The organism is Kluyvera ascorbata, assembly GCF_023195735.1.
GTDB lineage: Bacteria > Pseudomonadota > Gammaproteobacteria > Enterobacterales > Enterobacteriaceae > Kluyvera > Kluyvera ascorbata.
Genome location: NZ_CP096201.1, coordinates 3444301 through 3458020, shown reverse-complemented (window position 1 = coordinate 3458020; position 13720 = coordinate 3444301). Strand labels below are relative to the sequence as shown.

12 protein-coding genes and 1 riboswitch are annotated in these 13720 nt (G+C 55.9%); of the genes, 6 read left to right on the top strand and 6 right to left on the bottom strand.

Annotated features, from left to right (window positions below; translation table 11 throughout):
• Positions 1-47 precede the first annotated feature (47 nt).
• Positions 48-1337, bottom strand: a complete 1290-nt coding sequence (gene bioA, locus MY052_RS16505; RefSeq protein WP_248537436.1) for an adenosylmethionine--8-amino-7-oxononanoate transaminase — start codon at positions 1335-1337, stop codon at positions 48-50.
• An 83-nt stretch (positions 1338-1420) separates the two neighbouring features.
• Here bioA and bioB point away from each other — a divergent pair, with 83 nt between their 5' ends.
• Genes bioB through bioD form a run of 4 tightly spaced genes read left to right on the top strand, consistent with a single transcriptional unit; the run spans position 1421 to position 5024 of the window.
• The gene (gene bioB, locus MY052_RS16500) at positions 1421-2461 is read left to right on the top strand and encodes a biotin synthase BioB (RefSeq protein WP_248537435.1); all 1041 of its coding nucleotides are present in this window, start codon (positions 1421-1423) and stop codon (positions 2459-2461) included.
• Positions 2458-3615, top strand: a complete 1158-nt coding sequence (gene bioF / locus MY052_RS16495) for an 8-amino-7-oxononanoate synthase (protein WP_202216203.1) — start codon at positions 2458-2460, stop codon at positions 3613-3615. Before bioB ends, bioF begins: the two co-directional genes overlap by 4 nt.
• Positions 3599-4354, top strand: coding sequence for a malonyl-ACP O-methyltransferase BioC (gene bioC, locus MY052_RS16490; protein WP_035892228.1), 756 nt, complete (start codon positions 3599-3601; stop codon positions 4352-4354). The genes bioF and bioC overlap by 17 nt, the downstream gene beginning before the upstream one ends.
• Positions 4347-5024, top strand: a complete 678-nt coding sequence (gene bioD / locus MY052_RS16485) for a dethiobiotin synthase (RefSeq protein WP_202216202.1) — start codon at positions 4347-4349, stop codon at positions 5022-5024. Before bioC ends, bioD begins: the two co-directional genes overlap by 8 nt.
• A 252-nt stretch (positions 5025-5276) precedes the next feature.
• Here bioD and MY052_RS16480 read toward each other — a convergent pair whose 3' ends face one another.
• Positions 5277-5414, bottom strand: a complete 138-nt coding sequence (locus MY052_RS16480; RefSeq protein WP_156105143.1) for a hypothetical protein — start codon at positions 5412-5414, stop codon at positions 5277-5279.
• 246 nt (positions 5415-5660) lie between these two features.
• On the opposite strand from MY052_RS16480, the gene uvrB reads away from it, so the two are divergent.
• On the top strand, positions 5661-7685 hold the full coding sequence (gene uvrB, locus MY052_RS16475; protein ID WP_248537434.1) for an excinuclease ABC subunit UvrB: 2025 nt from the start codon (positions 5661-5663) through the stop codon (positions 7683-7685).
• A gap of 270 nt (positions 7686-7955) precedes the next feature.
• On the opposite strand, the gene pmrB is transcribed toward uvrB, so the two are convergent.
• The 4 genes from pmrB to yvcK are packed head-to-tail and all read right to left on the bottom strand — an operon-like array spanning position 7956 to position 12347.
• Positions 7956-9044 (bottom strand): two-component system sensor histidine kinase PmrB, encoded by a 1089-nt coding sequence (gene pmrB, locus MY052_RS16470; RefSeq protein WP_202216200.1) that lies wholly within the window; start codon positions 9042-9044, stop codon positions 7956-7958.
• Between the two features lie 3 nt (positions 9045-9047).
• Positions 9048-9722, bottom strand: a complete 675-nt coding sequence (pmrA, locus tag MY052_RS16465; protein WP_035892237.1) for a two-component system response regulator PmrA — start codon at positions 9720-9722, stop codon at positions 9048-9050.
• 10 nt (positions 9723-9732) lie between these two features.
• A complete protein-coding gene (eptA, locus tag MY052_RS16460) occupies positions 9733-11364 on the bottom strand; it encodes a phosphoethanolamine transferase EptA (RefSeq protein WP_248537433.1) in 1632 nt (543 codons plus the stop codon).
• A 59-nt stretch (positions 11365-11423) separates the two neighbouring features.
• Positions 11424-12347, bottom strand: coding sequence for a uridine diphosphate-N-acetylglucosamine-binding protein YvcK (gene yvcK / locus MY052_RS16455; RefSeq protein ID WP_035892239.1), 924 nt, complete (start codon positions 12345-12347; stop codon positions 11424-11426).
• 240 nt (positions 12348-12587) lie between these two features.
• Positions 12588-12724, top strand: a riboswitch (molybdenum cofactor riboswitch).
• On the opposite strand from yvcK, the gene moaA reads away from it, so the two are divergent.
• Positions 12712-13701, top strand: coding sequence for a GTP 3',8-cyclase MoaA (gene moaA / locus MY052_RS16450; protein WP_123651734.1), 990 nt, complete (start codon positions 12712-12714; stop codon positions 13699-13701). (Overlaps the previous riboswitch by 13 nt.)
• The last annotated feature ends 19 nt before the right edge of the window (positions 13702-13720 follow it).

Here is a 13720-nt window from a genome sequence, read left to right as displayed (position 1 = left end):
CTGATTAACAAAGGAGTGTAGCGGCAACGCGGGCGGATTACCGCAGCTTATTGGATAAAAAATGTTTCCTGTTCGACCGCGAGACACACCGCTCGGGTCAAGCGCGTCAGCTGCTGCGGGGAGATCGGATATGGCGGCATCAGATAAATCAGGCGGCCAAACGGACGGATCCACACGCCCTGTTCAACGAAAAAGCGCTGGAGCAGCGCCGGATTCACCGGGTAGCGCGTCTCGACGACGCCAATGGCGCCCAGCACGCGGACATCGGCGACCAGCGGCGCGTCGGCGGCTGGGGCGAGTTCGCGCTTGAGCTGGCGTTCAATTGCCGCCACCTGCATTTGCCACTCTCCACTCTCCAGCAGCGCCAGGCTTTCTGTCGCGACGGCGCAGGCCAGCGGGTTACCCATAAAGGTCGGGCCGTGCATAAAGCAGCCTGCTTCGCCGTTGCTGATGGTCTCGGCAACGTTGCGGGTGGTAATGGCGGCGGAGAGCGTCATGGTGCCGCCGGTCAGCGCTTTGCCGAGACACAGAATGTCGGCGCTAATCCCCGCATGGTCGCAGGCAAACAGCTTGCCGGTACGACCAAAGCCGGTGGCAATCTCATCGGCAATCAGCAGGATCCCTTCGCGATCGCACATCTTGCGGATACGCTTTAGCCACTCAGGATGATACATCCGCATACCGCCCGCGCCCTGAACGACAGGCTCGAGGATAACGGCGGCAATCTCATGACGATGCGCGGCCATCAGGCGGGCAAAGGCCACCATATCGTACTCGTCAAACTCCCCGTCAAAACGGCTATGCGGCGCAGGCGCAAACAGGTTTTCCGGCAGGTAGCCTTTCCACAGGCTGTGCATGGAGTTATCCGGGTCGCATACCGACATCGCGCCAAAGGTGTCGCCGTGGTAGCCGTTGCGGAAGGTCAGGAAACGTTGGCGCGACTCGCCTTTGGCCTGCCAATACTGCAACGCCATTTTCATCGCCACTTCCACCGCCACCGAACCCGAGTCGGCAAGGAACACGCACTCCAGCGGCTCCGGCGTCATCGCCACCAGCTTACGGCACAGCGCCACGGCGGAAGGGTGGGTGATTCCACCAAACATCACGTGCGACATCTGGTCGATTTGCGTCTTCATCGCCGCGTTCAGCCGCGGGTGATTGTAGCCGTGAATGGCCGCCCACCACGAAGACATGCCGTCCACCAGATGCTCGCCGTTGGCGAGATGCAGCTCGCAGCCTTCGGCAGAAACCACCGGATAGACCGGCAGCGGTTTGGTCATTGAGGTGTAGGGATGCCAGATATGGCGGCTATCGAAGGCAAGATCGTCCGTTGTCATAATCGACTTGTAAACCATTTTGAAAAGTTTTAGGTTTACGAGTATAAACCGAACCGAAAATTAACAAAACCCCGGAGAAGCCAATGGCTAACCCTTTACGCTGGACAATGTCGCAGGTCACCGCTCTTTTCGATAAACCGTTGCTGGATTTACTGTTTGAAGCTCAGCAGGTTCACCGCCAGCATTTCGACCCGCAGCAGGTGCAGGTAAGCACGCTGCTGTCGATCAAAACCGGCGCTTGCCCGGAAGACTGCAAATACTGCCCGCAGAGCTCGCGTTACAAAACCGGGCTGGAAACCGAACGACTGATGGAAGTCGAGCAGGTGCTGGACTCGGCGCGTAAAGCCAAACTGGCGGGCTCGACCCGTTTCTGCATGGGCGCGGCGTGGAAAAACCCGAACGACCGCGATATGCCGTACCTGGAACAGATGGTTCAGGGCGTGAAAGAGATGGGGCTGGAAGCCTGTATGACGCTGGGCACGCTGTCCGATAGCCAGGCGCATCGTCTGGCGACGGCGGGTCTGGATTACTATAACCACAACCTCGATACCTCACCGGAGTTCTACGGCAATATTATTACCACCCGTAGCTATCAGGAGCGTCTGGATACGCTGGATAAAGTGCGCGATGCCGGAATTAAAGTCTGCTCCGGCGGCATTGTGGGCCTCGGTGAAACCGTCACCGACCGTGCCGGGCTGTTGCTGCAGCTCGCCAACCTGCCAACGCCGCCGGAGAGCGTACCGATTAACATGCTGGTGAAGGTCAAAGGGACGCCGCTGGCAGATAACGACGATGTCGATGCCTTTGATTTTATTCGCACTATCGCGGTGGCGCGCATCATGATGCCAACCTCCCACGTGCGCCTTTCCGCGGGCCGTGAGCAGATGAACGAGCAGACGCAGGCAATGTGCTTTATGGCCGGTGCCAACTCGATTTTCTATGGCTGCAAGCTGCTGACCACTCCAAACCCGGAAGAGGACAAAGACCTGCAGCTGTTCCGTAAACTGGGGCTCAACCCGCAGCAGACCACGGTGACGGCGGGTGATAACGAACAGCAGCAGCGTCTGGAACAGGTGCTGATGACGCCGGATACCGAGGATTATTACAACGCGGCGGCGGTATGAGCTGGCAACAGCGCATTGAACAGGCATTAAGCGAACGTCGGGAGGCTCAGGCCTTCCGTTCTCGCCAGCCGCTGGAACAAGGTGCGGGCCGCTGGCTGGTGCGCGGTGAGCGTCGTTACTGCAATTTTTCCAGCAACGACTATCTTGGCCTCAGCCAGCATCCGCAGGTGATCCAGGCCTGGCAGCAGGGCGCAGAGCAGTATGGCGTGGGCAGCGGTGGGTCCGGGCATGTGACCGGCTACCACCACGCGCATCAGCGTCTTGAAGAACAGCTGGCCGACTGGCTGGGCTATGACCGCGCGCTGCTGTTTATTTCCGGGTTTGCCGCCAATCAGGCGACGATCGCCGCACTTGCCGGGCGAGAAGACCGGATCGTCGCCGATCGTCTCAGCCACGCTTCGCTGCTCGAAGCCGCCACGCTGAGCCCGGCGCAGCTTCGCCGCTTTCAGCATAACGACAGCCAGCACCTCTCGAGGCTGCTGGCAGCGCCAACCGATGGTCAGCAACTGGTGGTCACGGAAGGGGTGTTTAGCATGGATGGTGACGGTGCGCCGCTGGCGGATATTGCTGCGGCCGCACGCGACGCGAAGGCCTGGCTGATGGTCGATGACGCCCATGGCATTGGCATCAACGGTGCTAGCGGGCGCGGCAGTTGCCATCAGCAGGGCGTTCATCCAGAACTATTGGTGGTGACCTTTGGCAAAGCGTTTGGCCTGAGTGGTGCAGCGGTACTGTGCAGCCAGGACGTGGCGGACTACTTTTTACAGTTTGCCCGACACTTGATTTACAGCACGGCGATGCCGCCCGCCCAGGCGGCGGCGCTACAGGCGGCGCTAGCGGTGATTCGTAGCGATGACGGCCAGCAGCGACGTGAAAAGCTGGCACAGCACGTTGCCGCGTTTCGCCACGGTGCGCAGGGGCTGGATTTTGCGTTGACGGATTCACAAAGTGCGATTCAGCCGCTGATTGTTGGCGATAACCAGCAGACGCTCGTTCTGGCAGAGCAACTGCGCGAGCAGGGCTGCTGGGTGACGGCGATTCGTCCTCCGACGGTGCCGGCGGGAACGGCGCGTTTACGCTTAACGTTGACCGCCGCGCATGAATCGCAGGATATCGACTTATTGCTGGAGGTGCTGCATGGCAACCGTCAATAAACAGGCGGTGGCGGCGGCATTTGGCCGCGCGGCAGCGCACTACCATCAGCACGACGAGTTACAGCGCCTGAGCGCCCGGCAACTGCTGTCCCAGTTGCCGGGGCGGGCGTTTGAACGAGTGCTGGATGCAGGTTGTGGCCCGGGGAGCTACAGCCGCTATTGGCGCGATAAAGGCAGCCACGTCACGGCACTGGACCTTTCGGCAGAAATGCTTGAGCAGGCGCAGCGCCAGCAGGCGGCGGACCACTATCTACAGGCCGATATTGAAGCAATTCCGCTGCCAGCGGGCGGTTTTGACCTGGTGTGGAGCAACCTGGCGATTCAATGGTGTAGCGACCTCCGCGTAGCGCTGGACGGGCTCTATCGCCAGCTCAGTCCCGGCGGGACGCTGGCCTTTACCACGCTGACGGCAGGCTCACTGCCGGAGTTGAATCAGGCCTGGTGCGCCATTGACCAACGACTCCACGCGAACCGCTTTCTTCCCGAGGCGACGCTCCAGCAGGCGCTGGCGGGCTATAACAGCCGCAGCGTTTCCACTTCTGTCACGCTGACGTTTCCTGATGCGCTGAGCGCCATGCGCTCGCTGAAGGGCATTGGCGCGACGCATCTTCACGAAGGGCGCAGTCAGCAGCCGCTGACGCGGGGCAGGCTACAACAGCTTCAACTGGCGTGGCCGTCTCAGGCGGGCGCATACCCGCTGACTTACCATCTTTTTACAGGAGTTATCTCGCGTGACTGAACGCTTTTATGTAACCGGCACCGATACCGAAGTTGGTAAAACCGTTGCCAGCACCGCGCTGTTACAGGCGGCACGTCTTCTGGGGCGTCGTACGGCAGGTTATAAGCCCGTGGCCTCCGGCAGTGAAATGACCGACGACGGTTTGCGCAACAGCGACGCGCTGGCGCTGCAACGCAACAGCGTGCTGCCGTTACGCTACGAGCAGGTGAATCCGTATACCTTTGCAGAACCTACGTCTCCGCATATCGTCAGCGCCGACGAACAGCGGCCTATTGAGGCTGACATTCTGTCTGCCGGTTTACGTGCGCTGGAAGCGGAAGCGGATTGGGTGCTGGTTGAGGGCGCGGGAGGCTGGTTTACGCCGCTCTCCACGACGCTGACGCTGGCAGACTGGGTCAAGATGGAGCAACTGCCGGTGATTCTGGTGGTGGGCGTTAAGCTTGGCTGTATCAACCACGCGGTGCTGACCGCACAGGCGGTACAGCAAGCGGGGCTGCGGCTGGCAGGCTGGATTGCCAATGATGTGACCCCGCCGGGTCGTCGTCATAGCGAATACCTCAGTACGCTTCAGCGGATGATTCCAGCCCCCATGCTTGGTGAAATTCCGTGGCTCGGTGAGGCCGTGGATTCACCGTTGTTGGGCCAATACCTCGACCTGAGCGCACTTTAAGCGCTTTTCTGGCACGCCCATTGCTTCGTTATCCCTCTTCATTCGTAAGCACTAACCCGCAGATAACGTAAGGAAATCGCCTGTTTTGATGGACAAAATGGGCGTGCTTTTTCGCTGATAAATATCAAAATCGGGGATAAAATATTTTTTTTCATTCACGTTGACACGCCGTTGCGCAAATCGCCGGGTGCCGGGGGATAGGGGCTAGAGGTAGTTATCCACTATTCCTGTGGATAACCCTGTGTATTAGAGTTAGAAAACCTGCGGTAAACGAGAGAACATGCGGCCTGCGCCCGAATTGGTGCGAAACACGGCTTTTAGTACTTTTCTTTTATTATCAATAAGATGAATAAAAGCAATGGCGTAATAAAAAGTGCTGCGGATTGCCATAAAACTTTCATGACGTATATTGACAAATGTTAAAAGAGAAAAAATTCTGGGGATAACCTTATCTGGTTGGTGTTTTATCTTGTCAGAGAATAAATTTCAGCCGCTGACGCTGGTTATTGCCCCGGATAGACGAAATACGATAAGTGATTACTGTTTTTATATCCAGTATTTTTTATTGGCAATTCGGCAGGTGACGAGTAGAATTAATCTCCAGCCCGGCCCATCCGTCATCAGGTAGCGTTATTCATGAGCAAACCCTTCAAATTGCATTCTGCGTTTAGTCCTTCAGGCGACCAGCCTGCTGCCATTTCACGCCTGAAAGAGGGGCTGGAAGACGGCCTGGCGCACCAGACGCTTCTGGGCGTGACCGGGTCGGGGAAAACCTTTACCGTCGCCAACGTCATTGCTGACCTTCAGCGCCCAACGATGGTGCTGGCACCGAACAAAACGCTGGCCGCACAGCTGTATGGCGAGATGAAGGCGTTCTTCCCGGAGAATGCGGTGGAGTACTTCGTCTCCTACTACGACTATTATCAGCCGGAAGCGTATGTCCCGAGCTCGGATACCTTCATCGAAAAAGATGCCTCGGTGAACGAACATATCGAACAGATGCGCCTGTCCGCCACCAAAGCATTGTTGGAACGCCGCGATGTCGTGGTCGTGGCCTCGGTATCCGCTATCTACGGTCTGGGTGACCCGGATCTGTACCTCAAAATGATGCTGCACCTGACGGTGGGCATGATTATCGACCAGCGCGCCATTCTGCGTCGTCTGGCCGAGCTGCAGTACACCCGTAACGATCAGGCGTTCCAACGTGCGACCTTCCGCGTGCGCGGCGAAGTTATCGATATCTTCCCGGCGGAATCGGATGACCTGGCGCTGCGCGTTGAGCTGTTTGACGAAGAGGTGGAACGCCTCTCGCTGTTTGACCCGCTGACTGGCCACGTTGATTCAACCATCCAGCGCTTTACCATCTACCCGAAATCGCACTACGTGACGCCGCGTGAGCGCATCGTGCAGGCGATGGAAGAGATCAAAGAAGAGCTGGCTGACCGCCGCAAGGTGCTGCTGGCGAATAATAAACTGTTGGAAGAGCAGCGCCTGAGCCAGCGTACCCAGTTTGACCTCGAAATGATGAACGAGCTGGGCTACTGCTCTGGCATCGAAAACTACTCGCGCTTCCTCTCCGGTCGCGGGCCGGGCGAGCCGCCACCGACGCTGTTCGACTACCTGCCGGCCGATGGCCTGCTGGTGATTGATGAATCCCACGTTACCATTCCGCAGATTGGCGGCATGTACCGTGGCGACCGCGCGCGTAAAGAGACGCTGGTGGAGTATGGCTTCCGCCTGCCGTCGGCGCTCGACAACCGTCCGCTGAAGTTTGAAGAGTTTGAAGCGCTGGCGCCGCAGACGATTTACGTCTCGGCGACGCCGGGCAACTACGAGCTGGAAAAATCCGGCGGTGATGTGATTGACCAGGTGGTGCGCCCAACCGGGCTGCTCGACCCGCTGATTGAGGTTCGTCCTGTTGGGACGCAGGTGGACGACCTGGTGTCGGAAATTCGCAAACGTTCAGTGATCAACGAGCGCGTGCTGGTAACGACGCTCACCAAGCGTATGGCGGAAGACTTAACGGAATACCTGGAAGAGCACGGTGAACGGGTGCGCTACCTGCACTCCGACATCGACACCGTAGAGCGTATGGAAATCATCCGCGACCTGCGCCTGGGCGAGTTTGACGTGCTGGTGGGGATCAACCTGCTGCGAGAAGGTCTCGACATGCCGGAAGTCTCGTTGGTGGCGATTCTGGACGCCGACAAAGAGGGCTTCCTGCGTTCCGAACGTTCGTTGATTCAGACCATCGGTCGTGCGGCGCGTAACATCAACGGTAAAGCAATTCTCTACGGTGACAAAATTACCCCGTCGATGGCGAAAGCGATAGGCGAAACGGAACGCCGTCGTGAGAAGCAGCAGCGCTATAACGAAGAGCACGGCATTGTGCCGCAGGGGCTGGTGAAAGACGTTGTCGATATTCTGGCGATGGGTGAGGGGCTGGCGAAAACCAGAGCGAAAGGCCGCGGTAAGTCGAAAGGAGCGGCATCAATTGTTGAGCCGGATGTTCAGGCGCTGACGCCAAAAGCGCTGCAGCAGCAGATCACCACGCTGGAAGCGCAGATGCTCAAGCATGCTCAAAATCTGGAATTCGAAGAAGCGGCGGAAATTCGCGACCGGCTGCATCAGCTGCGCGAGCTGTTTATCGCGGCGTCGTGAATGGGGGCCGTCCCGGCGGCGCTTCGCTTGGCCGGGCTACAAACTGCGTAGCCCGGGCGAGGCGTTTACGCCCGGCACTATTTCTCTGAATTGCGGCAGCCATCACGCATCAGGAACCCGCCTTAAGGTTCACTTAATATAATCTGCTGATACTATCCGTAAAATCATTGAGGGTAGTGTTATGTCTAATCTGAATGTCCAGCAGCTGTTCACCGTACTTATCTCTGTCGCCATCGTTGCTGGCTTTATTTGCCAATGGATGCTGACCTTCTAAAGCGCTTTCGCGCCAGGTTGTTTAAACTCTACCCAAGCCCGCGTCCCGGTTTCGGTGTCGCGGTTTTGTAAAAAGAACGCCGCCTCATGTAGCTGAGCGATGCGCGTTACAATACTCAAACCAAGACCAATACCGCCGTAACGGCTGTCCATGCGGACAAATGCCTGGCTGAGCTCCCCTACCTTCGACTCATCAATCCCTGGCCCCTGGTCTTCCACTATCAGCATAGGCCGTGAACCCTGCGCCAGAGACAGCGTAATGGTTGAGGTTTTTGGACTATAACGATGCGCGTTCTCGACCAGATTACGCAGCAGTAGCCGCAGCAGCGTGGCGTCTCCGGCGACGGTCAGCGTTGGGGTTGGCGCCGTAATCACCAGTTTTTGCGCGCGAGCCTCAAGCATGGTCTCCAGCTCACCCTTCAACGGCTCTATTACGTCGCTCAACAAATTCACCTGCTGATAGCCGCCTGCCGCGAATGACTGGCCCACACGCGCCAACTGTAGCAGTTGCGCAACGCTTTCGGTCATCTGGTCAAGGCGCTGTATTAGCGGAGCCAGATTCAGATGCTGGGCTTTTTCCAGTAGCTCAAGGTGTAGCTTTAACCCGGCCAGCGGCGTTCGCAGTTCGTGAGCAACGTCGGCGGTAAAGAGGCGTTCACGGTTAAGCGTCTGCGTAAGGTTATCGACAAGCTGGTTGATGGCATTCGTCACCGCTTCCACCTCAACGGTGGTTTGCTGCAGATAGATGGGCTGTAAATTCCCCGGCGTACGTGAGTCCAGCTCCCGTTGCAGGTCGGCCAAAGGACGTGTGATCCGCTTCACCGCCTGCAGGCAGAGATAGAGAGCGACGCCGATAATCAGCATACTGGGCACTAGCAGACTGGCAATCGCTTCGCGTACCTCGTGACGGATATGCTTGGCATTGTTGTGGTTGTGGAGCAACATCGCCACTTCCAGGTCAATCTGTTCTTTGCTTTCATGCCAGAGCCAGAACACGCTAATAAGCTGGCACACCACCAGAATGATACCGATGGTGAGTAGCAGTTGGTGGCGCATCGGCCATTTGCGGATGGAAAAGAGCGCCATGCCTTACTCCGCTTTGCTTATCGTGTTAACCAACTGATAGCCAAACCCGCGTACGGTACGAATCCGCGCTTTGCCGACTTTGTCACGCAGGTTGTGGATATGCACTTCCAGCGTATTGGTCGCCGGTTCGTTATCCCAGTTGTAGATATCGTTGTAGAGAATTTCACGGTGTACCGGGCTACCGGCTTTCAACATCAGGCGCGAAAGCAGGGCATACTCTTTCGGCGTGAGATCCAGCAATTCTTCGTCTAGCCAGACCTGGCGGCGGGTGACGTTCAGGCGCAGGTTCTCGACGGTAATCTCGTTATCGCCTTGATTCAGATTGCGGCGCAGCAGCGCGCGAATACGGGCGTTGAGCTCTTCCAGCGCAAACGGCTTTACCAGATAGTCATCGGCACCGGTATCCAGGCCGCTCACGCGGTCCTCGAGCGTATCGCGTGCGGTCAGTATCAGTACCGGCACGCTCATTTTTTCCTGGCGCATACGGTTGAGGAAGTGCAAACCGTCTTCGTCCGGCAGACCCAAGTCCAGCACCACCAGGCTGTAGTGCCCGTTGGCCAGACTCAGCGCTGCCTGTTGCGCCGTTTCCACACCGTCGCAGGCGTATCCTTCACTCTGCATTGCCAGAATCAGCCCCTGTAATAATAGGGTGTCATCTTCCACGACTAATATTTTCATCTGCTGGCCTCTATTTACAGGTGGCTAATATATCATCTGCTGCGTGATATTCCTGGGTCTCTACGCCCGTTAACCCCAGCATTGTAGAGAACAGATTATCCTGCGAGTAGTCATTTTCTTTGGCCTTTTGCTGTAAGCAAGCGTAATTAACGCCATAGCGTTTCTGATAATCATCAGATAACCATAACAGCATCGGCACATGTTTTTGCGTTTCTGGGGCAATGGAATAAGGTAGCCCGTGTAAATACACGCCGTTTTCGCCGAGCGATTCACCGTGGTCGGAAAGGTAAACCAGACTGGTGGTGAATTTATCCTGTTTAGATTGCAGCAGTTTTATCGCTTTATCGACAATATGGTCGACGTACAAAATGGTGTTGTCATAGCTATTTTTCAGCTGTTCCTGGCTACAGGACTGAATTTCACTCGTATCACAGGTTGGCGTGAAGCGACGAAATTCCGGCGGATAACGGTTGTAATAGGTTGGGCCATGGCTGCCAATGGTGTGCAGCACAATCACGCCGTCACCCTGCATAGCATCAATAGTCTTTTCAAGGTCATGGAACAGCACGTCATCGTAGCATTCGCCGTTGATGCACTGTCCTGGCAGATTCAGTGCGGTGACGTCCTGATGCGGTACGCGGTCGCAGGCGCCTTTACAACCGCCATCGTTGTCATTCCACTGCACCTGAATGCCTGCGCGCTGAATAATATCCAGCAGCCCTTCCTGGTGGTGTGCTAACGATTCGTCATAACCGGTACGCGGCATATTAGAGAACATGCAAGGGACCGATACCGCCGTCGCGGTTCCGCAGGAGGCCGTTTTGGGGAAATAGACGACGTTATCTTTTGCTAATAGTGGGTTGGTTTCGCGGTCGTACCCGCCCAGCGAGAAATTAGCGGCGCGCGACGTTTCGCCGACGATTAATATTGTCAGATTTTTGCGCGGCCCATTTTTCATCACCGCTTTCTGTTTGGCATCTTCGCCAATTTTTACCAGCGGCAAATTATCCATCTCATGGTGAAAATACCAGGAGTTCATCGCCACGATGCTGTTGGACGGGTTCAGTGATTTCACCAGTTCTTTATTATTGCGGAACAGTGAGGCGTAATCTTTATAGAACAGTCCGGCGACCAGCAGGATTAACAGCACCGACACAGTCACGGTACCTGCACGCATTATTGTGCCGCGCCATACGCTTGCTGCTGGCTTAATTTTGATCCACCAGGCCAGTGCAATAGCGAGCAGAGCGGTAAAACTAAATACCAAAACCATCTGCCCGGAGAGCAACGCGTAGCTTTCCGCTGGCGTCGTATCGAGAATATTGGTGATCATCGAACGGTCAACAATAATACCGAAGTTCATCATGAAATACTGCGCGCTGGCGCTGAGCAAAATAAACAGCGTTGTGGCGACTTTCTCTAAACGAACCACCGACGCCAGGGCCAGCAAAATGGCCATGACAGCAAATGCCACCACCGGCATGGACAGGAACACCAGCGCGTTGTGCAGACCATCGACCGGCAGCAGGGTATAGGCCTGGCGATAGAACGCGATGTTCAGCGCCAGAGCGATATAAAGTGAAAACAGGATGATATAGGTCAGTCGGTTGACGACAGGCCGTTGACGAAACAGGCGAAGCATAACGTTGAACCCAATGAAATTGATGTTCGCTATGCTGCCCGACGTTTTTTAAGACAACCTTAAGATTTTAAGGAAACTCGACCAAAAGCCTGAAGCGCTTCTTCCAGCGCGGCACGTAAAAGGTGGCGATCGTGGCGATAAGGAATGTCGCTTGCTTCGAGCGGTTGCTGAATCACCAGTTTGCCCTCGGTGCCGCAGACTTCTGTCTTCGGACCGACAATCACGGCATCGATAACCGGCTTACCAATGTAGTGTTCCAACAGCGCAAGACGATCGCCAAGCGTTAAATGCCCAGCCGGGCTGTGCTCGCGGCCCAGATTTTCGATGTAGACCATCTGCGCAGGAGTACGCCGCAGCGCTTGAGCAATTTCAGGTAACAGTAAAATAGGCAGCAGGCTGGTATAAAAGCTGCCCGGCCCGATAAGAATCAAATCTGCTTCGGCGATGGCCTGCACGGCCTCCCGGGTGGCCGATACCGATGGCGTGAGCATAAGCTCCTGCGGTGGCAGGGCGAGTTGATCAATATTCACTTCGCCATAGATTTCATGTCCCTCGCTGTCGATAGCCATTAAATCGACCGGCTGCTCGGACATGGGAATCAATGAGGCCTCAACTTTAAGCAGATTTCTTATTAAATTGATCGCTTCTAAAGGCCGGACGCTCAGGTGATCCAATGCCTTTAACATCAGATTTCCGAGGTTATGTCCTGAAAGTTCGCCGTTACCGCCAAAACGATACTCAAACATTGTTGAGGCAACGCTTGGTTCGGTAATTAACTGGTTTAGACAGTTGCGCATATCGCCCCACGCAATGCCGCCCTCAGAACGGCGAATACGCCCGGTAGAGCCGCCGTTATCGGTGGTGGTGACAATGCCGGTCAGGCGAGAACCGAGCGATGACAGGGAGGACATCACGCGTCCAAGGCCGTGCCCGCCGCCCAGCGCCACAACGCGGTCGAGATCGGCAAAAGTGCGATTGCGCATACAACTTCCTTATGTCTGAAAAACCTGCTTACATTAGCCTAACTACCTCTAAAAGACGATGCTCCACCCGCATCAAAATGACGTATATCAATGCAAAAACGTGATTTTTACGTATTCTGTAGGGAAAGTGCACGATAGGCTCGCTATATACAACTTTATACAGCGAAAGCGAAAATGGCGAAACTGTTATTCTCGCGCTACTATTCGGCATAACATGGTTCAGTCATCCTGCCATGCAGGTTGAACAACACACTCTAGCCTCTGCGCCTAAGTTGAAAAATAGGGCGCTTTGGCCGCAACAGGCTTCACTGTTGCCAGGGCGAAGGAAGAAATGATCTCGCCTCCCGTATTTGGAAAGGTGTCTATGGCTTCACAACTCACTGATGCGTATGCACGCAGCTTCTACTATCTGCGTCTTTCGATTACCGATGTGTGCAACTTTCGCTGCACCTACTGCCTGCCAAACGGCTACCAGCCAAATGGAGTCACCAACAACGGCTTTCTGTCTCTGGACGAAATTCGCCGGGTGACGCGCGCCTTTTCGGCGTTGGGTACGGAGAAAGTACGTCTGACGGGCGGTGAGCCATCGCTGCGCCGCGACTTCACCGATGTTATCGCCGCAGTGAGAGAAAATACCGCTATCCGCCAGATTGCCGTGACTACCAACGGTTATCGCATGGCGCGTGACGTGGCGGGCTGGCGTGATGCTGGCTTAACCGCGATAAACGTCAGCGTCGACAGTCTGGACGCGCGTCAGTTTCATGCCATCACTGGCCAGGATAAATTCCGCCAGGTAATGGACGGCATCGATGCCGCTTTTACCGCGGGCTTCGAAAAAGTGAAGGTTAACACCGTGCTGATGCGCGATGTGAACCACCACCAGCTCGACACCTTTCTGGCGTGGATCAAACCGCGCCGCATTCAACTCCGCTTTATTGAACTGATGGAAACCGGCGAAAGCAGCGAGCTGTTCCGCAAGCACCATATCTCTGGCATGGTGCTGCGCGATCAACTCCTTAAGCGTGGCTGGATCCATCAAATCCGTCAACGCAGCGACGGCCCGGCTCAGGTCTTCTGTCACCCCGACTACGAAGGGGAAATCGGCTTAATTATGCCGTATGAAAAAGACTTTTGCGCCAGCTGTAATCGTCTGCGCGTATCGTCCATTGGGAAGCTGCATCTGTGCCTGTTTGGCGATGGTGGCGTTGACCTGCGTGAACTGCTGGCGGATGACGCCCAGCAGCAGGCACTGGAAGACCGCATTGCCGAAGCCTTAACTCACAAAAAACAGACCCACTTCCTGCATCAGGGCAATACCGGAATCACGCAGAATTTGTCCTATATCGGTGGATAATTCCAAATCAAGGAGCATG